Genomic DNA, 22,802 nt, shown 5'->3' with positions numbered 1-22,802 from the left:
AGGAGAGCATGCCTCTCTCTTTTTGTGTTAAAATCAGAGAATTGTTTTAAAATCGGAGGATAGAAGACTGAATTTACGCGTTTTACGTTCTGCGCATTTTACATCTTAGCGCAGGAAGGGCATGGGAAAGGGATATGGGGATCGCTTATGAACATCAGCTTTCAAAAGGGGATTCGGAAAGACAATGCTTTGCTTCTATGCGGCTGGTCCAATGAGGAAGGGAAGGAATTTCAGGAGCAGTGGATGGGGCCCAGGCTCTCTTATCCGCTGAATTATGACAAGATCAAGGAGTTGGAAAATATCTTTTCGATCTTCGATAGGGAGGAATTTATCGGAGTGATCCAGGAAGTGAGAATCGAAGAGGACAGGATACACATCGGGAGATTTGTGATAGATCCCAAAAAGACGGGAAGGGGTCTTGGCACGGCGGCGATGAAGGGATTTTTGGATTTTATTTTTGAGGATGACAGGATTCAAAGTATTTCCTTAACCGTGTTCGATTTCAATCAAAACGCGAAGAGGCTCTATGAGAAGCTCGGCTTTGAAATCGAGGAGGTCATTGAGAATCCGAAGCGGAAATACATTATGAGGAAATATCGCGATAAAGGATAAATTTTAAGGGAAAGAGACTGCCTTAGGCCAAGTCTCTTTCGCCGCAGCATTTTACATCTTAGCTTCGGGCGGGGAAGGCAGAGCGGGGGTATCTTCTTCCCGGCGGACAAAGAGAGGAAAACGGAGCGGCGGAGCGAACGGTCTTCCGCGCGGTGGATAAGAGGCGGCGATCATGCTATAATGCGGGGGAAGGCGGGAAACGAAGGAAAGAGGAAGCGGAGGGGGAGAGGATGGAGAGAGAGAGCTTTAAATCGAGGCTCGGCTTTATTTTAGTCAGTGCGGGCTGTGCGATCGGAATCGGCAATGTATGGAAATTCCCCTATCTTGTGGGACAAAACGGCGGGGGCATCTTTGTGCTCTTTTACCTTCTCTTTCTCCTATTCATGGGGATGCCGGTCCTCACGATGGAGCTTGCTGTCGGAAGAGCCAGCAAAAAGAGTGTGGTAGAGGGCTACCGGGCGCTGGAACCGAAGGGGAGCGTCTGGCATGTCCACGGCTGGTTCTGCATCGCGGGCTGCTATCTTCTCATGATGTATTATACGACGGTATCCGGCTGGATGCTTTCGTATTTCCTGAAGTTCGCCTTCGGAAGCTTCCGGGGCGGCCTTACGGACAGCGGGCAGGTCTTTTCCTCTATGCTCGGGAAGCCCGAGGAGATGGCGCTTTGCATGGCGGTGATCGTCATCGCCGGCTTTATGATCTGCTCCCTCGGACTGCAGAAGGGGCTTGAGAAGGTGACGACCGTCATGATGAGCTGCCTTCTCCTTTTGATTATTCTTCTCGCGCTCCACAGCCTCCTGCTTCCCGGGGCCTCGGAGGGGGCGGCGTTTTACCTCCTTCCGAGTCTTGAGAGGGTGCGGGAGATCGGACTTTCCCATGTGATCACCGCCGCGATGAATCAGGCCTTTTTCACACTGAGCCTCGGCATCGCCGCGATGGAGATCTTCGGAAGCTATATGTCGGATGAGTTCACGCTGACCGGAGAGGCGGTCCGGATCTGCGCTCTGGATACCTTCGTCGCCATCGTGGCGGGTCTCATCATCTTTCCCGCCTGCTTCAGCTTTCATGTGGAGCCGGATTCCGGCCCCGCTCTCATCTTCCTCACGCTGCCGAAGCTTTTTGTGAATATGGCGGGAGGCAGGGGCTGGGGGGGCCTCTTCTTTCTCTTTATGAGCTTTGCCAGCTTCTCCACCGTGATCGCGGTCTTCGAAAATCTGCTGGCGAGCTGCATCGACAACTTCGGCTGGGATCGGAGGAAGGCGGTTTACATCAACTGCATCTTCATCCTCCTCGCCAGCATCCCCTGTGTACTGGGATATAATCTCTGGAACCATATCCACTTGATCGGCGGTCGGGATATCCTGGACTCCGAGGATTTCATCGTGAGCAATCTCCTCCTGCCGCTCGGTGCCCTCATCTATCTCCTCTTTTGCACGGGGAGACTGGGCTGGGGCTATGAGAACTATATGGCAGAGTGCAATAAGGGGAGCGGCCTCAGGATGCCTCGCTTCCTAAAGCCGTATTTCCGCTTCATTCTGCCTCTTATGATCCTTTTCATCCTGATTCAGGGCCTGCGCTAGCATTTCCCTCTTTTCAGAACTTTTCCTTGCAATTTTTCCTTAAGATCGTTTCCGATGCGGGAGGTCCGGAAGGGAGGCGCAGATGAATATCCGGGAACAGATGAATATCCGGGAACAGATGGAGGAGCGGGAGAGAAGGACGCTCTCTCCCTATGCGGCCCTGTCCGAAAAATCCCGCGGAAGGGACCGCTTCGAGCCGGAGGATGACATCCGTCCGGTCTACGAGAGGGACCGGGACCGGATCCTGCACTGTAAGTCCTTCCGGAGATTAAAGCATAAGACCCAGGTCTTTATCGCTCCGGAGGGGGATCATTACCGGACAAGGCTCACGCATACGCTGGAGGTGAGCCAGATCGCACGTACCTTCGCGAAGGCGCTCCGCCTGAATGAGGACCTCACGGAGGCCATCGCCCTGGGACATGATCTCGGACATACGCCCTTCGGACATGCCGGAGAGCGGGTCCTGAATGAGCTCTGTATCCGGGGCTTTTCCCATGTGGAGCAGAGCGTGCGCGTGGTAGAGGTGCTGGAGAAGGGCGGGATGGGCTTAAATCTCACGAAGGAGGTGCGGGACGGGATCCTGAACCACCGTTCCTCCGGGAAGCCTGCGACCCTGGAGGGACAGGCGGTCCGCTTTGCGGATAAGATCGCCTATCTGAACCACGACATTGACGACGCGATCCGGGCGGGACTTTTCACGGAGGAGGAGCTTCCGAGGGAATATACGGATCTCCTCGGGCACAGCGTGAAGGATCGTTTAAATACGCTGATCCGCGCGGTGATCTTCCACTCCATCGATGAGCCCTGTCTTCGGATGGAGCCGGAGACCGAGGAGGGAATGCAGGGGCTTCGGCGATGGATGTTTCAAAATGTCTACACCGGGGGAGAGGCGAAGCGGGAGGAGTGGAAGGTTAAGGGGATGCTGGAGCTGCTCTTTGACTTTTACTACCGGAATCCCTCGGAGATGACGGAGGAGTACCGGGAGCTTCTCAGCAGGGATCTTTCGGAGCTCCCTCTCGGAGGAGAGGAAGAGAGGATCGCGAAGCAGCGAATCGTCTGCGACTACATCGCGGGGATGACGGATGACTACTGCACGAGGAAGTTTTTGCAGTATTTCGTCCCCAAGGGCTGGCAGAAGTATTAGAGGATGGAGATAGGGATAGGGCAGGGAGGAAAGGAGAGGGGAGCTTGTATTATCCGGATGAGTTCATCGAAGAGCTTCGCTCCAGGGCGAATATCGTCGATGTGATCGGAAATTATGTCTCGCTGAAAAAGAGGGGCGCGAACTACTTCGGACTCTGTCCCTTTCACGGAGAGAAGACGCCCTCCTTTTCCGTCGCGCCGGGAAAGCAGATCTTTTACTGCTTTGGCTGCGGAAAGGGGGGAGATGTCCTGAAATTTCTGATGGAATACGAGAACATCAGCTTTCAGGAGGCCGTGCAGAGACTCGCTTCCGAGCTCAATGTCCCGCTTCCGGAGCTCTCGGATACAGGGCCCGGCAGGGCGGAGCGGGACCGAAGGATGAGACTTTTGGAGCTGAACCGGGACGCGGCGGTCTTTTTCTACGCGGCGCTTCGCTCCGATGGGGGGGCTCCCGGGCTTTCCTACCTGAAGAAAAGAGGGATCCGCGGAGAGACGATCGTCCACTGGGGACTCGGCTATGCGGATCAGAGGAGAGACAGTCTCTACCGCTATCTCAAGGGGAAGGGCTATGAGGATGAGCTTCTCCGGGACTCCGGTCTCTTCCGCTTTTCGGAAAGGGGAGTCAGCGACCGATTTTTTCAGCGTGTGATCTTTCCGATCCTGGATGTCAATATGCGGGTGATCGGTTTCGGGGGCAGAGTCATCGGAGAGGGGGAGCCGAAGTATCTGAACTCTCCGGAGACCGAGCTCTTCGATAAGTCCAGGAACCTCTTCGGGCTCAACTTCGCGAAGAGGTCGAGGCAGAAGCAGATGATACTCTGCGAGGGCTATATGGATGTGATCAGTATGCATCAGGCCGGCTTTTCGAATGCGGTGGCTTCCCTCGGCACCTCTTTAACGGAGCGGCAGGCCGCTCTTTTAAAGCGCTATGTCTCGGAGCTTGTGCTCTCCTACGACTCGGACAATGCGGGGGTGAAGGCGGCAAAGCGGGCGATCCCGATCTTAAGGGAGGCCGGCGTGGAGCCGAAGCTCCTGGACTTAAGGCCGTGTAAGGACCCGGATGAGCTGATCCGGACAAAGGGGCCGGACAGTCTCCGGGAGAGGCTCTCCAAGGCGCGGAATGCCTTTCTCTGGGAGGTGGAGACGGAGAAGGGGAATTACGATTTGCAGGATCCCGCGGGGCAGAATGCCTATTACCAGGCAGTCGGGAAGCTTCTCTCCGTAAGCTTTTCCGATCCCCTGGAGAGGGAGAGCTATATACGGGCTGTCGCGAGAGAGCAGCTCATCGACTATGAGCTTCTTCGGCAGCTGGTAGAGAGAAGATCCGGGGAGCAGAGTCCGCTCCTGAATCCTCCCAGAAGGGGAGACAGCCGGGAGCAGAGAAGATCCGGGCGGAGAGCGGAGAGCCAGGAGCAGAGGACAGAGCGGCAGCTCATCGCCTGGCTCTCGGAAAAGCCGGATATGATCCCCATTGCGGAGAAGCACATCCGCCCCTCGGAGCTTTCGGATGAGATCTGCCGGGAGATCTTCCCTCTTCTTTGTCAAAGACTTCCGGCGAGCCGGATTCTGGACCGTTTCCGGGGAGATGAGGAGCGCTACGAGAGGGCGGCCTCTCTCCTGAGCGGAGATCCCGTGGGCACAGAGAGCGATGAGAAGGCTCTCCTCAAGGGGCTCGAGGATATCATCCGGAGCATCCGACTCCGGAGACTGAACGAGGAGATTGAAAGGGAGAGCGACGGGGAGAGGCTGACGGAGCTTTTTCGGGAGCAGTCGGCGCTTCAGAGCTTCCGGCTCTCCTGAGAGAAGGGAGGAAACTTGTCCGAGCGCCTGGAGAGAATCATAGCCTCCGCCGGGAGCTGCGCTGTGGTCTGCGACATCGGCTGCGACCACGCCTATGTCCCGATCGAGCTTGTGAAAAGAGGGGCCGCGGAGCGGGCTATAGCCTGCGACATCCGTCCGGGTCCGCTCCTTCAGGCACGGCGGAATGTGGAGGAAGCGGGGCTCTCCGACAGGATTTCGCTTCGGCTCGGAGACGGGCTCAAGGAGCTAAAGGCGGGAGAAGCGGAGCTCGTCATCCTCTCCGGTATGGGGGGGAGGCTTATGGAGGAGATCCTGAGAGGGCGGCTTCGGGATTTCCAGCGCTTCCTGCTCTCCCCGCAGTCTGAGCCGGAGAGGGTCCGGGCTCTCATCCTCCGGGAGGGCCTCTCGATCGAAGGGGAGGAGATGCTTTCGGAGGATGGGAAATATTATCTTATCCTCCAGGCGGAGAGGAGGAAGGCGGGGGAAGAGAGAGAGGAGCCTCCCTATTCGGAGATCGAGCTTTTGTATGGGAGGGAGCTCCTTTTGAGACGAGACATCGTGCTCCGCGCCTTTTTGGAAAGGGAGAGAGCGCGCTATGAAGAGATTTTGAAGAGGACAGATAAGGCAGAGATTCTCAGGGAAGCCTGGAATCTGAGGGAGGCGCTGGAAAGATATGAGACTTAGGGAGATCACAGAGAGACTGGAGCGCTTATTTCCGCGGGACGCCGCCTGCGACTGGGATAATCCGGGGCTTCTCGTCGGGCATCTCGATGCGGAGGTCCACAGCATCTATGTGGCATTGGATGCGACGGAGGAGGTCATAGAGGAGGCAGTCTCCCGGGGCTGTGAGCTCATCGTGACGCACCATCCCGTCATTTTCCGGGGCGTGCGGGAGCTGAGCGATGCCTCCCCCCTTGGAAGAAAGCTGCTTCGGCTCGCGGAGAGCCGGACAGCGGTCTTTTCTATGCACACAAATTACGACGCCTCCCCATCCGGCATGGGGCAGCTCGTCTCCCGGATGCTCGGACTCAGGATGCTCGCTCCGCTGGAGGAAATTCCCTTCCGGGGGCAGAGGAGAGAGACGGAGGAGGGTGCAGAGGGGGGAGAGCGCTATGGGATCGGCTTTCTCGCGGAGCTCCCCGATATCCTGAGCCCGGAGAGCTTTTCCCTCCTTGTGAAAAGGGTCTTCCGCCTTCCCGCGGTGGAGCTCTACGACGCGGGGCGGCCCGTAAAGAGGATCGCCTGCTGCCCGGGGAGCGGGAGGGGCCAGCTTGCAAATGTGCTTCGCTCCGGAGCGGAGCTTTTTCTGAGCGGAGATCTGGGGCACCACGACGGCCTGGACTTTGTGGAGGCCGGAATCAGCCTCGTAAACGCGGGGCATTATGGACTGGAGCATCCCTTTTCGGAGGAGCTCGCGGGACTTTTGTCCGCGGAATACCCGGAGCTTTCCGTGACCGCGGACCCGATCCGCTTTCCCGCCCGCTTTCTGTAGGGAGCGCTGTTTGCTTGAAAATGCCCCTGCTTCTGCCTATACTGAGGAGGGGCCGGAATTGCCCGGGCCGCCGGGAGATCGATCGAAGAGAGAGCTAGGAGGTTTTCAGTGAGAATTACAGTGGGAGACAGGGCGGTGGATTTTCCTCAGGGGACCGTCTGGAAGGATGTCGCGGAGCGCTTCCAGGGGGAGTATCCGAGGGAGATTCTCCTCGCGAAGGTCGGCCCGAGACTTTACGAGCTGCACAAGAGATGCCCGGAGCGGGATATGGAGGCGGAATTTATCACGGCGGGGGACAAGATCGGGAACATGACCTACCGGAGATCCGCGATCCTCATGATGCTGAAGGCCTTCTTCAATGTCTGTGAAGGGGTGGAGGGCTTTGATGTCATTGTGGAATACAGCATCGGCGGGGGGATCTACTGCCATCTGAAGGGAGATCTGAGTGTGACGCCGGAGCTCCTCGATACGGTGAAGGAAACCATGCGGGGCTACAGCGAGAGGAAGCTCCCGATCATGAAGCATTCTGTCCCCACGGATGAGGCGATCCGCTTTTTCCGGAGAGTGGGCATGCATTCCAAGGAGCACCTCTTCCGCTATCGGATGACGAGCCGTGTGAACCTCTACTCACTGGGGAACTTCGAGGACTATTTCTATGGCTTCATGGTGATGGACTGCGGCTATATCCGTCTCTTTGACCTCCTTCCCTATAATGGAGGCTTCGTCCTTCTGCTCCCGACGGAGACGTGCCCGGATGCCCTTCCTCCGTTTCGCCCGATGGAGAAGCTCTTTTCCGTGCAGAAGAGCTCCACAGACTGGGCGGAGAGGGTCGGCATCGCCAATATCGGCATGCTGAATGATATGATTGTGCAGGGGGAGACGGATCATCTGATTTTGATGCAGGAGGCGATCTTTGAGAAGACGGTCGGCGATATCGCGGCAGAGATCAGCGCGCAGGACAGAAAGGCCGTCCTGATTGCCGGGCCCTCCTCCTCCGGGAAGACGAGCTTCAGCAAGCGCCTCGCGATACAGCTTCAGGCTCTCGGAAAGAAGCCGCATCCGATCTCCGTCGACAACTACTTCATAAACCGGGCGCTCGCGCCGCGGGATGAGAACGGAAGCTATGACTTCGAATCCATAGGAAGCGTCGATCTCCCGACCTTCAACAGGGACATGGCTGCCCTGCTCCGGGGAGAAAGCGTGGAGCTGCCCCGATATAATTTCTTTACGGGAGAGCGGGAGTACAAGGGTGATTTTCGGAAGCTCTCCCGGGACGATATCCTTGTGATCGAAGGGATTCACTGCCTGAATCCCCTCATGTCCGAGTCCCTCCCGGAGGAGGCGAAGTTCCGGGTCTATATCTCCGCGCTCACGCAGCTGAACATCGATGAGCATAACCGCATTCCGAGCACAGATGCGCGGCTCATCCGCCGTATGGTCCGGGACAACAGGACCCGCGGCTACTCCGCAGAGGATACGATCAGTATGTGGAAGAATGTGAGAAGGGGAGAGGAGAGAAATATCTTCCCCTACCAGGAGAGAGCGGATGTCATGGTGAATTCCGCGATGCTCTACGAGCTCCCGGTCCTAAAGATCTTTGCGGAGCCGATCCTCTTTCAGATCAAGGAGACTTCTCCCTCCTGGCAGGAGGCAAAGCGCCTCCTGAAGTTTTTGGACTATATGCTTCCGATCAGTCCCGAATTCATCCCGCAAAACTCCATCGTCCGGGAATTTATCGGGGGGAGCTGCCTGGATGTCGGCTGAACTTACTGCGGCATGCTTTCCTCCTCGCTCAGCGCGGAGAAGCTATATTTTTCCATGCCGGGCTGCCGGGCGGAATAAAAAGGCAGGGCTTAATTTTAAGCCCTGCCTGTATTGGAAAGCTCCCCAAGCTTTGGGGCAGTGATTTTTCTGGGATGAGTACCGCTGTAAGCCGGGTTATGTCGTGGATGGTCATCTATCTAGGACTCATGTCGCCATGAGCCTCAAGCAACCTACCCGAGAGCGGACGAGCAGCCCTGTGCTCTCTGTTTGGTCTTGCTTCGGATGGGGTTTACACGGCGCCGCCTGTTGCCAGACGACCGGTAGTCTCTTACACTGCCTTTTCACCCTTACCGGATTTCCGGCGGTAATTTTCTGCTGCACTGTCCTGTGAGTCGCCTCAACCTGACGTTATCAGGCATCCTGCTCTGTGAAGCCCGGACTTTCCTCTCCCGGAAGCTCTCGCCTCTCCGGCAGCGACCACCCGCGGTACTCAAGGGAGAATTCTAGTATAAATCCGGGAGACGGTCAAGCACTTCCGGGCCTAAGAGCTTTTTTCGCTTATTTTAAAGAGGCAGGCCCAATGGAAAAGAATGGAGATGCCGCCGCTTAAATCTCCGGCAGTCCGGGCTTTTTCCGGGCGGAAGGGGCGGCCGACGGCAGAGCTTTGCTCCTTTTCGCTGCGGCTTGCAGGAAGAAAGGGAAGGGAGGGGGGAATTGAAGAAGTATCAGAAGGTGAAGGCATATCTTTACGAGAGGATCATGGACGGGAGCTATGTGCCGGAGCGCCCGCTCCCTCCGGAGAGAGAGCTTGCGGCCTCGCTTGGCGTGAACCGGATGACGCTTCGGAGAGCGGTGGAGGAGCTTTCGTACGACGGGTATCTGATTCGGAAGAAGGGGAGCGGCACCTACCTTACGAGCGAAAAGGTGCGAAAGGATGAGCTGATCGCGGAAAAGGGGGCAGAGGAGCAGCAGGCCTTCCGCCTGATCAGCTGCGCTCTTTGCCGGGAGAGAGGCTACGGCTCCCGGATGCTGGAGCTTTCGGAGGACAGTGAGGAGGGCTACTGGAGGATAAGAAGATCCCGCTATCTGAATCACCTCCCCTTTGCCTATGAGGATATTTATCTCAGGGAGCGCTTTTTTCCGGCGGTGGACGTATCCTACTATGCCGTCGGTCTGCATCGGATGGTACAGGAGAAGGGGGGAGAGCTCCATCCGCTCCGTCAGCAGCAGGTGGAGGCGCTTCTCTGCCTGAAGACCACGGGAAAGATCCTGAATGTGAGGGAGGGCTCCCCGATCCTGCAGATCAAAACCTGGTTTTACAGGGCGAGAGATGAGGAGCCGATGCTCTTTTGCCGAAGCTACCATCCGGGAGACAGCTATACCTTCCGAAGCCGGAAAATCGTGATTAAGTGAGGGACAGCAGCTTCTGCCATAGGCGGAAGCTGCTGTCATATTCCTATTCATGGAGGAGCTTTGCAGCCGGGATCATGCCATAGTGGGAGCTAAGGATCTCCTTACCCCTTCCGATCCGCAGGAGCTCATCGATCGAGGAGCGTGCTTCTTTCCGGTCCTCGGTAAAGGGGTGGATTTCGGCCCTTCCTCTCCTGATCCGAAGGGCGTCTCCGCTGAAGAGGATTTGATCGTCCAGTAAATAGGCCATGGATCCCGGAGTGTGTCCCGGGGCGGGGATGCACTCTATTAGGTGCCCGCCGATAGAGAGCTTTTCTCCGCCAAAGAGGAGCTGAAGCTGTGCTCTCTCCACGCCCTTTGGAAAATCACTGCGAAAGCCGCGAATTCTTTCTCCGCCGCTTCCTCCTTCCCGTAGCTCCCGCCTTGAGAGATGGATCCTCGCGCCCGGGAAGAGCTCCAAGCCTCCGATGTGGTCGATGTCGGAATGTGTCAGGAAAATGTCGCGGACCTCGGAGGGATCGAGACCAAGCTTAGAAAGGCCATCTTTTAGCTCGGAGAGATATTTTCCGGAATCCACGGCGAGGAATTCTCCCTCCGCCCGGATGAAAAAGGCATCGTTCCTCCAGACCTTTACCGCATAGATGCCGTCCCTTAGCTTCCCGGTCGGGAGAGGTCTCATGAAGGGAAGGGATAAGATGGAAAAGAGCATGTGATATCCTCCTTGTTTTTTTGCCCCGCTGTCAAGTAAGGGGACGGATCCAGTATAGCAAAAGAGACCGGCTTTCTGAAGCCGAAAAAAGCCGCACTTTTTGGCCCGGAGATAGATAAAAAAGAAAAGATAAGATAAAAAAAGACAAGAAAAGACAAGAGAAGATAAGAGAAGACAAGACAAGGGAAAGGCGATGGACGCTTTCAGATACGGCGCTCCACCGCCTTTTCCTTTTCATTTTTGGAGAGCGTTTTTCATTTAAAAAGTATACCAATTTAAAATTGACATATACCAATTTCGGAATTATACTGAAAACAGTTCCGGAGCCGGTCTGTTTCGGAGTCATTTTGACAGAAGGAGAAAAGATGAGATATGTAGGGAAAAGCTATCCGATCCACGACGCAGAGCAAAAAGCCTCCGGAAGAGCTGTCTATGCGGGGGACATGGAGCAGAAAGGGATGCTGTATGGGGCCGTGCTCTTTTCCGAGATTCCGCACGGGATCGTGAAAGCTCTGGACTGCCGCAGGGCCCTGGACTATCCCGGTGTCGTGGATATCGCGCATTGCTTTAACACGACGAAAAAGGAGTACAACCGCTATCAGAGTCAGTTCGGACAGAAGCTCGTCAAAACGGAAAGAGTATTTAACGAGCATGTGCGCTTTGTGGGGGATCGGATCGCCTGTGTGATCGCGGAGACGGAGGAGGCCGCCCGGGAGGCACTTCGCCTCATCGATGTGGAATATGAGAGACTTCCGTATTCTTTGAATGTATGGGAGAGCCTGAAGGGGACGATTGACGGGATCCACCCGGAGGGAGCCGTCTTCGAGGCCGGAGAAATCCTCTATGGGGAGAAGAGGGAGGAGCCCGGACTCCTGAAGCTAAAGACCGTCACGGAGCTCTCCCGCATTAACCATGTCTGCATGGAGACCCATGCCTGCATAGCGGATTACGACATCTATAAAAAGGAGCTCACGATCTACTCTCCGAACCAGACCGTCTATGGAATCCGCACTCTGATCGGAGATCTCTTCGAGCTGGACTACAGCAGGGTGCGCGTCATCAAGACGACGATGGGGGGATCCTTCGGGGCGAAGCAGGAGTGGGTGCTGGAGCCGGTGGCCGCGGCGGCGGCAATCCGGGTGGGAAGGCCCGTGAAGCTCGTCTATAACCGGGCGGAGACCATGATATCCAGCTATGGGAGATCTCCGATGCACTTTGAGACGGAATGTCTCTTCGCCGCGGACGGCGCTCTTAAGGGAGTGGACTGCGAGCTGATACTGGATGCCGGCGCCTATCTCGGAAATTCCATCAATTACGCCAGAACGGTGGGCTACAAGCTCTCCAGAGGATACCGCTATCCCTATTATCATTTCCATGCAAGAGCTGTGCTCAGCAATACGATTGTGGGGGGCGCCTTCCGGGGCTGGACCTCTCCGGAGGCTGCGATCATGCTGGAGCACAGCTTCAATATGGCGGCTCGGAAGCTCCGGATGGATCCGATCGATATCCGCCTGAAAAATGTCATGCACCCCGGGGATTCGGATTTCCTGACGGAGGTCCCCATAGGAAATTTCCGCGCCGCAGAGGCGCTCATGCAGGGCAGGGAGCATTTCCGATGGGAGGAGAGGAAGGAGGAGATCCGCCTTTTCAACCGGAAGAACAAGCGCTTCCGCCGCGGCCTGGGAGTCTCCCTGGGCGCGCACGTGAACGGATTCTATCCGTCGAAGACCGACTATGCGAGAGTCGATATGAGGCTGACGGAGACGGGAAGCGTGGAGATGAACCTGACGATCCACGACCACGGCTGCGGTACCGTGACAGCCCTCTAGATGATCGCCGCGGAGGCTCTTGGGATCGCGATGGAGAAGGTGAGCCTGGGAGAGGGGGATACCAGATACACGCCGCTGGATGTGGGCTGCTTTTCCAGCCGGACCACCTATGTGCAGGGAAAGGCCGCCGTCCTCTGCGCGGAGGCCTTCCGGGAAAAATTAAAGGAGCACGTCGCTCTCCTTACGGGCTGGCCGGAGGAGGAGCTTCTCGTGGAGGGAGAACGGGTTTTTCGGAGAAGCGCTCCGGAGCAGGGCTACAGCTGGAGCCGGGTGGCAGAGGAATCTCAGCAGATTCTGAAAAGGGAGCTCTTTGTCAGCAAGGAGTATATCCCGGATACGAACCCGGGCGTCGCCGGAGCACATTTTGCGATGGTGGAGGTGGACCGCTATACCGGGATGACGAAGCTTCTCCACTACCTTGCGGTACATGACATCGGGCAGGCGATCAACCGGGAAATCTGTATCGCGCAGACGCAGGGGGCCGTATTGATGGGAGCAGGGGCCGCGCTTTTAGAGGAGGTAAAAACAAGGCCGGACGGAAGCCCTATGGGGAGCCTGAAGGATTACCATCTCATCAACAGCTTCGAGGCGCCGGATGTCAGGGTGGAATTCATCGAGGACGGGGGCACGGAGGGGCCCTATGGAGCGAAGTCGATCGGAGAGGTCGCCCATACGCCGGTCACTGCGGCAGTGGTGGCCGCGGTGAATGATGCGCTGGGCAGTGAGATGAACCGGATCCCGCTGACGCCGGATGTGATCTGCGCGTATCTTTCGGAGCGGGAGAAGGGAAAAAAAGGAGAGTAGAGCGGATGGAGCTATCGTTTATCCTGAATGGGAAGCCGAAAAGACTGGACACAGAGCCGGAGCGGCGGCTGATTGATCTTTTGCGGAAGGATCTGCATCTTAGCGGCACGAAGGAGGGCTGCGGGGAGGGAGAATGCGGGGCCTGTACGGTCATTATCGACGGGAAGGCGATGCACTCCTGCCTGGTGCTGGCCTGTCAGCTGGAGGGGAGAGAGGTCCTCACCATTGAGGGGCTCGAGGAGGCGGGAGAGCTCTCCCGGATACAGCGCATCTTTGTGGAGGAGACGGCGATCCAGTGCGGCTACTGCACGCCCGGCATGATTATGTCGGCGAAGGCTCTCCTGATGCAGAATCCCCATCCGACGGAGGAGGAGATCCGAAACGCGCTGGCGGGAAATATCTGCCGCTGCTCCGGCTACACGCAGATCATAAGGGCGGTTTCCCGGACCGCCGCGGAGGGAGGTCAGTAGATGCAGTCCTTTATACCAAAGACATGGGAGGAGATTCCGGACTGCCTGAGGCAGATGACGGAGAAGAGCAAATTCCTGGGAGGCGGGACGGATCTCATCATCAAGCTGCACTCCGGACAGATGAAGCCGGATGCGCTCTGCTATCTGGGCTATGTCCGGGAGCTGAGAGAGATCCGTGAGCAGGAGGAAGGACTCTCGATCGGGGCGTATCTCAGCATGACGGAGCTCGAGAGAGACCCCGGGATCAAAGCGCGTTATCCGGCGCTGATGCAGGCCGCTGCCGATGTGGGCTCCGTGCAGATCCGAAATAACGGCACGCTAGGGGGGAATATCGGAAATGCCTCTCCGGCGGGAGACCTCCTCCCGGTGCTCTGCCTCTATGAGGCAAAGGTCGAGACCATGGGTCCCGGAGGACTTCGCCGTCTCCCGATCGAGGATGTGCTCCTCTCTCCGGGGAGGATGAGCCTCTCCTATAACGAAGCAATTGTCAGGATCCTTCTTCCGCCCTGCACGATGGAGACGGCCTTTCTGAAGCTGGGATCGAGGAAAAAGCTGACGATCTCCCGGATCGGCATCGCACTCGGGGCGGAAAGGGAGGACGGACGGATTCGGAAGCTCCGCCTTTATATCGGGGCGGTCAGCATAAAGCCTCTTCGCCTGAAGGCCGCGGAGGAGCTTGCGATAGGAAAGAGGATCGGAGAATCCGAGGTCCTGGCCATGGCGGAGATCCTCTCCGACTATATCAGGGAGCATGTCCCGGAGGAGTTTGACCGGGATTACAAGGTTTGGGCCGCGAGAGGCGCCATGCTGGACATTTTCTCCCGCCTGAAGCTGATTTCCGCGGAGGAGAGTGAGGGATAGGATGGAAGGCAGAGCGAGGCGGAGAGAGGAGTCCGGAGCGACATGGAAATTCCTTCTTCTGAGTGCGGCAGGGCTGATTCTTTTCTTTATCCCGGTATGCAGGGGCAATATCCCGCTTGTCCTTTTGATCAATGAGCTTAAGACTCTGCTCGGGGAGAGACTTCCCCTTTTGAGCGGGATTTCCTGCCTGATTCTGGGAGGAGGGGCAGTTCTTTCCCTGCTTCTTGGGAAGGGATGGATAAAGGACTGCTTTTCGGGCGCCGGACCGCGTCTTTATCTTTGGATTTTGGCGGCAGTGCTTTTTCTCCTTAAGCTCTTTCATGCCCCCCTTTTTTTCCTGGAGGATCCGCGGATCGGGGGCAGGATCTTTGATATGGGGGCCACGGTATTTATCACGATCGCCGTGGCGGGAAGCCTCGTGATCTTCATCATACAGTCGGGCCTTGTGGACTTTATCGCGGTGCTGTCGGAGCCCTTTATGCGGCCGCTCTTCTGCCTTCCCGGAGAGGCCGCCGTAAATATCCTCTCCTCCTTCGTCTCCTCCGCCTCCGTCGGCGTTTATCTGACGGAGCAATACTACAAGAGGGGAAGCTATACCAAACGGCAGGCCTGCGCCGTCGTGGCAAACTACAGTGTGATCAGTGTGGGCTACATCGGCGTGATCGCCTCCCTCGCGGGAATCGGGGAGCGCTACGGCTCTCTCCTCATCGCAAGCTTTCTCTCTGTCCTGATCATGGGGGCCATCATGGTCCGGATTCCTCCGATCTCCGGGATAGAGGACTGCCTGATCGACGGGAGGAGGAAGGAGGAGAAGACGGAGAGAATATCGCCCGCGGAGCGCTTTCGGCTCGCGCTTACGGCCGGGCGGAAATGCGCGGAGAGCTTTGGGCCGGAGGCTTTTTTGAAAAATCTGAAGCAGTCCCTTCTGTTTTCGCAAAAAATTGTGGGAGTGATGATTCCTGTTGTCACCTTCGTTCTGATACTGGTCTACTATACGCCGATTTTTTACTGGCTCGGAAGACCCGTCACCCCCCTTCTCGCTCTGGTCCGGCTGCCGGATCCCGCGCTGGCGGCCCCCTCCGTCTTGATCGAGATCGTAGAGGTGAGTCTACCCTCCGTCCTGATCGGGCAGACAGAGGCAGGAGTACAGACCAGATTCTTTGTGGCCCTGCTCTCCATCATTCAGATCATCTTCTTTTCGGAGGCGGGGAATGCCATTTTGGCATCGGAGATCCCGCTCGGAGTCCGGAAGCTCGTCATGATCTTTCTGATTCGAACCCTGATCGGAATCGGGATCGCGGCTGTCTTTGCGAGATTTTTCTGCGGATGAAGGGATTCGCCCTGCAGCTTCCCTCCCGCTGATTCATTCAATCAGCTGCCCCGGATTTATCTCTCTGAGAAGAGACGGATACATTTAACTGCAAAGGAGAAATCGATGGAAACGAGGAAAAGGGATATCGCGCGTTTTATTCTATTGAGTATTCTCGGGATATTTCTGTATTTCATACCGGTCAAAGGCTCGATCGTACCGGTGGTATTGCTTGTGAATACGATAAAAAAGGGATTGGGCGGAGGGATATCCTATCTCGTGATCGCGGCTCTTCTCCTCCTCGCCCTCATTATCGCAGGGGCGCAGATTTTAAAAAATGAGCGCTGTATTCATTATCTCGGGGGCGATAAAATTTCCCGGCAGATTCATTATCTGATCGCGTTCGCGCTGGTTCTCGCGATCCAGTTCAAGCTGCCGCCGGCCCGCATTTTTTCAAATCCCGATATCGGCGGGCAGATCCTGGGACTGGCGGGGACCGTGATGCTGACAGTGTCTGTCTGCGGAGGCCTGATCGTTCTGATTCTGAAATCCGGGATCGTGGAATTTGTGGGAACGCTGGCGGAGCCCTTTATGAGACCGCTCTTCCGCCTGCCCGGTGAAGCCGCGATCAACTGTCTCTCTTCTTATGTGGTCAGCGCAGCAGTGGGCGTATACATGACGGATCAATACTATGAAAACGGTGTCTACAGCCGAAGGGAGGCCGTCGCCGCAGCCAGCTGCTTTGCGACGATCTCTGTGGGCTATGTGGGAGTGCTCTGCTCTCTGGGAGGGATCAGCCAGTATTATGGCATGATTCTCGGCCTCAGCTTTGTCCTGGTGCTCTTGATGACCGCTGTCATGGTCCGCATTCCGCCGATCAGCCGGATCTCGGACACCTATCTCAATCCCCGGAAGGAGGGGAGCGAGAAAAGGGAAGAGGAGAAGCTTCCGCGCTTTCAGAGAGCCCTTCTTGCGGCAGCCGCAAAGTCAAAGGAATTTAATGGGAAGGCTCTCCTCTCCGGTATGCTCAGCGCCCTGAAATTCTCTCAGAAAATCATCGCCTATATGATCCCCATTGTCGTTGTGACGCTCTCCCTCGTCCATCTGACTCCGGTTTTTGAGTGGCTTGGGAAGCCGATTGCGCCCTTCCTCTCTCTTCTCGGAGTTCCGGACGCGGCAAAGGCCGCGCCTGCCGTCCTGCTCGGCTTTATCGAGGTGAGCCTTCCGACGATCTCCGTGAGCTCCGGAGTTGCTGAACCCGCGGTATTCTTTGTCGTACTGCTCTCGATCTGTCAGATCATCTTCATGACGGAGGCCGGAAACGCGATGCTGGGAGCCAGATTCCGGATGAAGTTTTCCGAGCTCATCTCGATCTTTCTGATCCGGACCGTGATCGCCGCCGTTCTCTCCGCTGCCCTGATGCATTTCCTCTTTTAGCAGAGCGCGATGTCTGCTATAATTTAAGAGCCGTGGAAAGCTTTATCCGCTTTCTTCCTTTTTCCGATCGGCGGCTCTCTCCCTGCCAATTCTAAATTCTGACCGAAGAAAGGCGGGGGGATGCAGCCGGAGAAGAGAGCGGAAGCAAGTCCTGATACAATTTTGGGTGCTTGTCACATTACAGGAGGGACCGGTATGGAGAAGATGAGAAGAAAAGACCGGGAGCTTACGGACCGGGAGGGAATCCTCCGGATTTTAGATCGCGCAAAGATCCTGCGCCTTGCTCTCTTTGACGGGGACTATCCCTATGTCGTGCCTCTCCACTATGCCTATGAATTTTCGGACGAAAGCCTGAGCTTTTACATGCACTCGGCGAGGGAAGGGCACAAGCTGGACCTGATCCGGAAGAATCCGAAGGTCTGCATCGAGCTGGACTGTGATGTCAGTCTGATCTCCGGAGGAGACATTCCCTGCCGCTACGGTTCAGCCTATGGCTCTCTCATCGCCAGGGGAAGAGCGGAGATTTCCGAGGACGAGGCTGAGAAAATAAAAGGATTGAAGCTTCTGATGAGAAATCAGACCGGAAGAGATTTTGACATCGACGAAAGGATGGCTGCATCCGTTTCTCTGATAAAAGTAAAAGTCAGAGCAGCGGACTTTACCGCGAAATCCCGCATGCCCTCCTAGAGAGTTATCAATACGAGGATTCCTCCTCCGTTTTTTCCCCGGGGCTTTCCTTTTTGGAGAGCTCTTTTTTTCTGTTCAGAAGTCGGATGCATAGAAAGAGAAGAATGAAAATGGGAAGTAAAATGGGAAGAAGGGAAAGGAAGAACGGGGTATAAAAGAGAATAAGAAACAGTATAAACGAAAGAAAGGTCGTCGGAAAGTGCAGGATATCATATAGGACATTCGAAGATTCCCGGAGCCTTCCCCCCGTAAGTGAGATCAATAAGCTCACAAAAGTCCATATAAAGATAAGGGGAAAAATTACAGAGCGGAAGCTTTGCCATGTAATTTTTTTCCTGTTTCTTTTCTTTTGCTCAGTTTTATTTCCTTTCGGAATTTTTGCTTTTGGGAGAGTTTCCATATCCAGCTCCAGGTATTAAGTCGATTTTCTGCCGTCTGTCCGCCCGGCGCAGTATGCTCCTGTTTCGACTGCTGTATTCGGCAGTGCAGGAGCGATTTAAAAGACCAAAGCGCTGGGCGCCGGGGCCAGGCGTCAGGGCGGGAATTTATATTCATGGTGCTGCCAAAAGAAGCGGCAGGGTACTATATGAAATAAACTTCCTCGATCATATATTCTCCGATATCTGCCGGAACTAAGGGCTTTATATCATTATCACGGAAGATATAAGGAATGCCGGCAGAAAAAAGAATACAATGATTTTTATAACGCATAAAGGAAAGCCGACAACCGTCGATATACCCGTATTTATCACAGAAACGGACGGCAAGCTGAAAATCCTCTTTTGAAAAAGATCTCGCATCCTCTGCACTTATGACGGCCAGTCTTCCGCTGTCAAGCCTGGTATAAAAAGCGTCTTCATTTGCCTCTTTCATCTGGACGGAATCTCGGGAATCTATGGAACAGGAGCTTTGCACCGCTGTCCTATAATCCCGAGATAATAGAAAGGGGCTTTCCCAAGGAAAAAGCTTGTAGGCTTTGCCAAAGGACAGTGCATAGTATTGCTGCTTCTCATTTTCGGCATAAGGATCGCCGCTGAGAGCCAAAAAATCTCCCAGTCCCGTCTGTTTATGTGTCAAAAGGATCACAGCCTGGGCATTCAGGACGATAAACAGGTGCAAAAATACATAGAGGAGGTAGATTATTACGAGGATCAATAGAAAGCAGTTTTTCCTTTGTCTCATGGTTATGCTCCACTCAGAGGATGCTTTCGATCGGAAACGAAAGCAGATTCCCTTTTTTAAGATAAATGAAATCACGGTTTCAGATAAGAGATGTTCACAATCGTAAAGGCATCCTCGCTGAAATACAGATTGCTGATTCTTTGACCGCGAATCAGATACGCATCGCTTGCTCCGTGTACGATACGAAGCGTTTTGTAATGGGAGACATGATATCTGGCAAAATATCTGGTATTTTGCATCAGATATACCCTGGCCGCAGCATCCATATCACTGTCAAACTCCGGATTGGACGGATGTTTCCAAATACGGAGGCTGGGATTGGAGTCAGACGGATAATTGATATATTGAGAGGCCGTCTCTAATTTCGAGGGGAGGTCCTTGTCCGGAGGGGCAATTTTTATCCAGCTGGAGTGTACAGCAGAGGAGGGCACTATCCGGTCTCGTAAAAAGAGAACTTCCGGCGGAGATGCCTTGAAAGCCAAACCATTGACGATGGCATAATAACTGTTATCCGGAAGAGGAAGGTGCAGAAAATTCGAAATGGCTGAGACAGAATTATGTTCCAGCTCTATGAGAGCAGACGCCTGAGAAAGAATTGCGGCATGGACAGAAAAATAGGACAGAAGGAGTAAAGCGCAGAGCAGGAGCGAGATTTTATATCGTGGATATCTGCGAAGCAGAAAGCCCGCGCTTTCCTTCATCATGGATGGCCTCCTGTCGGGCAGGTATCATATCGGCGCATTCTGGAATCGATCATAGAGAGGAAGATAGAAATCTTGAGTTTTCGTTACTCTATAAAGAAGACAATGGCTCTGGGTATTTTGGAAAATGGAAGGATTCTGCCCATCGCAGGACATGGAAGACTTCCTCCTTGAGGAAAAGTCTATATGGGATGAAACGAAAATAAAAAATATTATATTCAGTATAAGAGAAGAGAAGAAGTAAAGCAAGTGTAAAAGGTGATTTCGTGAATACAGAGGATTTTCAGGCATGATACTGTGGGAAAAGCATAATTTCTCTTCTGCATTGGTAGAGAAGATGCTTCCCGAGAAGAGCGGGACATGAAGCGTAAGCGCTCAATCTGCATGAAATCACCTCAGTTCTCATAATAGTTTATGGAGTCCTCTGCAAGTTCCGCAAATCTTTCCCGATATTCGGGAGATACAAATATTCCCTCAAAGCTGTTTCCATTGGTGAAATAGTATCGGCTGAGGGCTTCTGTAATACCCTGAATATCCAAAATTTCTTCATTTGCAAGTGCATCTGTGATCGTCCGGTTAAAATCAGTAAAGCGAAGTCCATGCTTTTCCCGGATATCATAGGTGCTGATACGATTTCCGAGCAGCACAACCCCGTTAAAGTTAGAGGCAGAATTATCACCGTAACCCCATACGATGTATTCATCACTTCGCCCGGCGAAATATCCCTGACACATCAAGGCTTCATCCAAAGCGAAAACGAAAGAATCTCCGAGACACTCCCGGACTGCCTTCAACCAGGAGATGGCGCCGATATAGTCACGTCTCTTCGGCAATTCCTTTTTGTGTGCATCATGCTCCGGCAGTACTCTTGTCTTACGATTGTAAAGATCGGACTGTATGCGGCTTTCCAGGAGCGCGACAACATATTCCGGGGGCTTACGCACACCGGTTTCCCAATTTTGTATTGTACGAAAAGGAATGTTATATCTTTCGGCAAATTCACTTTGCGTATCGCCAAATGCTGTTCTCATTTCATAAATCGTCATATCATTCACCTCACGCATATCATACACTCATTGGGTGTATTTATCAAACATCATTTCGCTCACCTGTAAAGCTCTCTGCTTTCTTTCTGCCGCTGTGCGGCTGTAAAATAGAAAGGACAAAGAAAAAGTCGGATGCAGAGAAGGAGGATTGCGGTAAAATGAAATCACAGCAAACACAGTCTATCGCCTGACGGAGCCGGATATCGTATCAGGGAGGGGGAGGAATTTTCCGCCCGGAGTGTCCGATCGGATAAGTTGGTCCGAATAAAGTCACTTCGGATAAGATTTTTCCGGAGCCGGATCATTATAATAGAGATAAGAATTCGGGACGGGACTTTGAAGAGTTCCTTCCGGCAGGGCGGGAGAAAAAAATGAATTTTCGATTGGCGGCAGTGATGAAGCGCTCCGTGACCTTGGAGCTCATCAATCGGGATATCGTCTATACAAGGCCCTATATTGTGCTCCTGAACGGAGAGGAGCTCATGCGGGAGAGCCGGAATGTGATCAGCATTTTCGGACTGGAACCGGATACGGAATATCGGATCGCCATCATCTTGGCGGAAGGGGGAGGGGAGGAGCCGAAGTGGATCTCCTTTCGGACAGCGCCGGAGTCCGTGCTCCTCGATGTGAGGGAATTCGGCGCGCTCGGGGACGGAAAGAATGATGATACAGCCTGCATCCAGGCGGCGATCGAGGCCTGCCCGAAGGATGGGACGGTCCGGATCCCGGAGGGGCGCTACCTCACACGGCCGCTTTTTCTGAGAAGCGGGCTCTCTCTCTGGCTGGACCGCGGCGCCGTACTTCTGGGAGATCCCTCGAGGGAGCATTATCCCAGACTGCCCGGGATGACGGAGCGAAGCGACGGGAAGGGGGGCTTTAATCTCGGAAGCTGGGAGGGGGATCCTGAGACCAGCTATGCCTCACTTCTCACCGGGATTGAGCTTAGGAATGTGGATATCTTCGGAGAGGGGACGGTGGACGGCAATGCGGACCGCTCCGACTGGTGGGAGGAGCATAAGACAAAGCGGGGGGCCTGGAGGCCCCGGACGATCTTTCTCTGCCGCTGCCGCTGTATCCGGATCCAGGGAGTTTTGGTTAGGAATTCTCCGAGCTGGACGATTCACCCCTACTATACGGACGGGATCTCCCTCTACAATGTGACGATCTGGAATCCGCCGGACTCCCCGAATACGGACGGCTTCGATCCGGAGAGCTGCGAGGATGTACTCCTTCTGGGCTGCCGCATCTCCGTCGGGGATGACTGCATTGCGATCAAAAGCGGAAAGGCCAGGATGGCGGGGGAGCGCCGGAAGGCATCGCGGAATTTTGCGCTGCGAAACAGCATCCTGGAGAGGGGGCACGGAGCTCTGACCATTGGGTCGGAGGCGGCGGCCGGAGTTTACCGGGTGGAGGCTTCCCTTTGCATCTTCTCCGGGACAGACCGCGGCCTTCGCCTGAAGACGCGGAGGGGAAGAGGACCGGACTGCTTCTACGATGAGATATATTTTCATGATATCCGGATGGAGAACGTCCCGATGCCCTTTACCTTCAATATGTTCTATCACTGTGATGCGGACGGACACGAGCGCTATGTGCAGAGCCAGGAGGCCCTTCCCGTCAATGCGATGACGCCGGGAATCGGCGCGGTAAGGGCGGAGAATATCCGCTGCAGCGGAGTGGACAGCGCGCTGCTCTGCGCCTATGGACTTCCGGAACGGCCGATCGGGGCGATTTTGCTTCGAGGGATTGATGCGGTTTTTCTCGAGGATCCGGAGCGTCCGAAGCGGCAGGTGCTCATGATGGACGATTTTCCGCCGATGAGAGGGATGTCCATCTATGCGAAGAATATCGGGAGCTTAAAGCTTGAGAATATCTCGATCCGGGGAGCGGAGAAGGAGCCGATCCTTCAAAATATCTCGGAATACGAGAGCAGAGCTTTCATTTTGCGGTAAAGATCTCAGGAGGT

At 54.9% G+C, this 22,802-nt stretch carries 18 protein-coding genes, 1 other RNA gene and 1 pseudogene; 15 read left to right on the top strand and 5 right to left on the bottom strand.

Going from position 1 to position 22,802, the window contains the following annotated elements; genetic code table 11:
* Positions 1–147: 147 nt before the first annotated feature.
* From HMPREF1986_RS01325 to HMPREF1986_RS01295, 7 genes are all read left to right on the top strand, one after another.
* Positions 148–612: a GNAT family N-acetyltransferase gene (locus HMPREF1986_RS01325; protein WP_021772919.1), complete on the top strand. Its 465-nt coding sequence runs from the start codon at positions 148–150 to the stop codon at positions 610–612.
* A gap of 230 nt (positions 613–842) precedes the next feature.
* Positions 843–2,192 (top strand): sodium-dependent transporter, encoded by a 1,350-nt coding sequence (locus HMPREF1986_RS01320; protein ID WP_036598795.1) that lies wholly within the window; start codon positions 843–845, stop codon positions 2,190–2,192.
* Between the two features lie 100 nt (positions 2,193–2,292).
* Complete coding sequence (locus HMPREF1986_RS01315) at positions 2,293–3,336, top strand: deoxyguanosinetriphosphate triphosphohydrolase (protein WP_036598793.1); 1,044 nt, start codon at positions 2,293–2,295, stop codon at positions 3,334–3,336.
* Positions 3,337–3,380: 44 nt separating this feature from the next.
* Entirely contained in the window at positions 3,381–5,135 is a 1,755-nt protein-coding gene (gene dnaG, locus HMPREF1986_RS01310) for a DNA primase (RefSeq protein WP_021772916.1), read from the top strand.
* A 15-nt stretch (positions 5,136–5,150) separates the two neighbouring features.
* Positions 5,151–5,819, top strand: coding sequence for a tRNA (adenine(22)-N(1))-methyltransferase (locus HMPREF1986_RS01305; RefSeq protein WP_021772915.1), 669 nt, complete (start codon positions 5,151–5,153; stop codon positions 5,817–5,819).
* Entirely contained in the window at positions 5,809–6,627 is an 819-nt protein-coding gene (locus tag HMPREF1986_RS01300; protein ID WP_021772914.1) for a Nif3-like dinuclear metal center hexameric protein, read from the top strand. Before HMPREF1986_RS01305 ends, HMPREF1986_RS01300 begins: the two co-directional genes overlap by 11 nt.
* A gap of 108 nt (positions 6,628–6,735) precedes the next feature.
* Positions 6,736–8,391: a nucleoside kinase gene (locus tag HMPREF1986_RS01295; protein ID WP_036598728.1), complete on the top strand. Its 1,656-nt coding sequence runs from the start codon at positions 6,736–6,738 to the stop codon at positions 8,389–8,391.
* A 149-nt stretch (positions 8,392–8,540) separates the two neighbouring features.
* Here HMPREF1986_RS01295 and rnpB read toward each other — a convergent pair.
* Positions 8,541–8,884, bottom strand: an RNA gene (gene rnpB / locus HMPREF1986_RS12460) — RNase P RNA component class A.
* 221 nt (positions 8,885–9,105) lie between these two features.
* Between rnpB and HMPREF1986_RS01290 the strand changes: the two genes are divergently transcribed.
* Entirely contained in the window at positions 9,106–9,804 is a 699-nt protein-coding gene (locus tag HMPREF1986_RS01290) for a GntR family transcriptional regulator (protein WP_036598725.1), read from the top strand.
* A 43-nt stretch (positions 9,805–9,847) separates the two neighbouring features.
* Here the strand turns inward: HMPREF1986_RS01290 and HMPREF1986_RS01285 are convergent, their stop codons facing one another.
* Complete coding sequence (locus HMPREF1986_RS01285) at positions 9,848–10,510, bottom strand: MBL fold metallo-hydrolase (RefSeq protein ID WP_021772910.1); 663 nt, start codon at positions 10,508–10,510, stop codon at positions 9,848–9,850.
* 365 nt (positions 10,511–10,875) lie between these two features.
* On the opposite strand from HMPREF1986_RS01285, the pseudogene HMPREF1986_RS13465 reads away from it, so the two are divergent.
* The 6 genes and pseudogenes from HMPREF1986_RS13465 to HMPREF1986_RS01255 all read left to right on the top strand — a co-directional run bounded on the left by HMPREF1986_RS13465 (position 10,876) and on the right by HMPREF1986_RS01255 (position 17,907).
* A pseudogene (locus HMPREF1986_RS13465) lies at positions 10,876–13,143 on the top strand (xanthine dehydrogenase family protein molybdopterin-binding subunit).
* Between the two features lie 5 nt (positions 13,144–13,148).
* Entirely contained in the window at positions 13,149–13,613 is a 465-nt protein-coding gene (locus HMPREF1986_RS01275; protein WP_021772907.1) for a (2Fe-2S)-binding protein, read from the top strand.
* Positions 13,614–14,474: an FAD binding domain-containing protein gene (locus HMPREF1986_RS01270; protein WP_021772906.1), complete on the top strand. Its 861-nt coding sequence runs from the start codon at positions 13,614–13,616 to the stop codon at positions 14,472–14,474.
* Position 14,475: 1 nt separating this feature from the next.
* Positions 14,476–15,804 (top strand): YjiH family protein, encoded by a 1,329-nt coding sequence (locus HMPREF1986_RS01265; RefSeq protein WP_021772905.1) that lies wholly within the window; start codon positions 14,476–14,478, stop codon positions 15,802–15,804.
* 105 nt (positions 15,805–15,909) lie between these two features.
* Positions 15,910–17,220 carry a YjiH family protein gene (locus HMPREF1986_RS01260; RefSeq protein ID WP_021772904.1) on the top strand — a complete coding sequence of 437 codons (1,311 nt, stop codon included), beginning with the start codon at positions 15,910–15,912 and terminating at the stop codon, positions 17,218–17,220.
* 195 nt (positions 17,221–17,415) lie between these two features.
* The gene (locus HMPREF1986_RS01255) at positions 17,416–17,907 is read left to right on the top strand and encodes a pyridoxamine 5'-phosphate oxidase family protein (RefSeq protein WP_242837341.1); all 492 of its coding nucleotides are present in this window, start codon (positions 17,416–17,418) and stop codon (positions 17,905–17,907) included.
* 582 nt (positions 17,908–18,489) lie between these two features.
* On the opposite strand, the gene HMPREF1986_RS01245 is transcribed toward HMPREF1986_RS01255, so the two are convergent.
* From HMPREF1986_RS01245 to HMPREF1986_RS01235, 3 genes are all read right to left on the bottom strand, one after another.
* Positions 18,490–18,951: a hypothetical protein gene (locus HMPREF1986_RS01245; RefSeq protein ID WP_155978747.1), complete on the bottom strand. Its 462-nt coding sequence runs from the start codon at positions 18,949–18,951 to the stop codon at positions 18,490–18,492.
* Positions 18,952–19,160: 209 nt separating this feature from the next.
* Positions 19,161–19,328, bottom strand: coding sequence for a hypothetical protein (locus HMPREF1986_RS13065; RefSeq protein WP_155978746.1), 168 nt, complete (start codon positions 19,326–19,328; stop codon positions 19,161–19,163).
* A gap of 857 nt (positions 19,329–20,185) precedes the next feature.
* The gene (locus HMPREF1986_RS01235) at positions 20,186–20,836 is read right to left on the bottom strand and encodes a helix-turn-helix domain-containing protein (protein ID WP_155978745.1); all 651 of its coding nucleotides are present in this window, start codon (positions 20,834–20,836) and stop codon (positions 20,186–20,188) included.
* 371 nt (positions 20,837–21,207) lie between these two features.
* On the opposite strand from HMPREF1986_RS01235, the gene HMPREF1986_RS01230 reads away from it, so the two are divergent.
* Entirely contained in the window at positions 21,208–22,788 is a 1,581-nt protein-coding gene (locus HMPREF1986_RS01230; protein WP_021772895.1) for a glycoside hydrolase family 28 protein, read from the top strand.
* The last annotated feature ends 14 nt before the right edge of the window (positions 22,789–22,802 follow it).

It is taken from the genome of Oribacterium sp. oral taxon 078 str. F0263, from assembly GCF_000469565.1.
In the GTDB taxonomy this organism is placed as follows: domain Bacteria; phylum Bacillota; class Clostridia; order Lachnospirales; family Lachnospiraceae; genus Oribacterium.
The sequence above is the reverse complement of the archived record's forward strand: the minus strand, read 5'-3'. Positions and strand labels throughout refer to the sequence as shown.

Coding starts and splice junctions, on each gene's coding strand:
- HMPREF1986_RS13065 (WP_155978746.1), bottom strand. CDS start 19,328: ATGCAAAATACCAGATATTTTGCCAGATATCATGTCTCCCATTACAAA.
- HMPREF1986_RS01320 (WP_036598795.1), top strand. CDS start 843: ATGGAGAGAGAGAGCTTTAAATCGAGGCTCGGCTTTATTTTAGTCAGT.
- HMPREF1986_RS01300 (WP_021772914.1), top strand. CDS start 5,809: ATGAGACTTAGGGAGATCACAGAGAGACTGGAGCGCTTATTTCCGCGG.
- HMPREF1986_RS01265 (WP_021772905.1), top strand. CDS start 14,476: ATGGAAGGCAGAGCGAGGCGGAGAGAGGAGTCCGGAGCGACATGGAAA.
- HMPREF1986_RS01270 (WP_021772906.1), top strand. CDS start 13,614: ATGCAGTCCTTTATACCAAAGACATGGGAGGAGATTCCGGACTGCCTG.
- HMPREF1986_RS01325 (WP_021772919.1), top strand. CDS start 148: ATGAACATCAGCTTTCAAAAGGGGATTCGGAAAGACAATGCTTTGCTT.
- HMPREF1986_RS01230 (WP_021772895.1), top strand. CDS start 21,208: ATGAATTTTCGATTGGCGGCAGTGATGAAGCGCTCCGTGACCTTGGAG.
- HMPREF1986_RS01285 (WP_021772910.1), bottom strand. CDS start 10,510: ATGCTCTTTTCCATCTTATCCCTTCCCTTCATGAGACCTCTCCCGACC.
- HMPREF1986_RS01235 (WP_155978745.1), bottom strand. CDS start 20,836: ATGACGATTTATGAAATGAGAACAGCATTTGGCGATACGCAAAGTGAA.
- HMPREF1986_RS01315 (WP_036598793.1), top strand. CDS start 2,293: ATGAATATCCGGGAACAGATGGAGGAGCGGGAGAGAAGGACGCTCTCT.
- HMPREF1986_RS01275 (WP_021772907.1), top strand. CDS start 13,149: ATGGAGCTATCGTTTATCCTGAATGGGAAGCCGAAAAGACTGGACACA.
- HMPREF1986_RS01260 (WP_021772904.1), top strand. CDS start 15,910: ATGGAAACGAGGAAAAGGGATATCGCGCGTTTTATTCTATTGAGTATT.
- HMPREF1986_RS01255 (WP_242837341.1), top strand. CDS start 17,416: ATGGAGAAGATGAGAAGAAAAGACCGGGAGCTTACGGACCGGGAGGGA.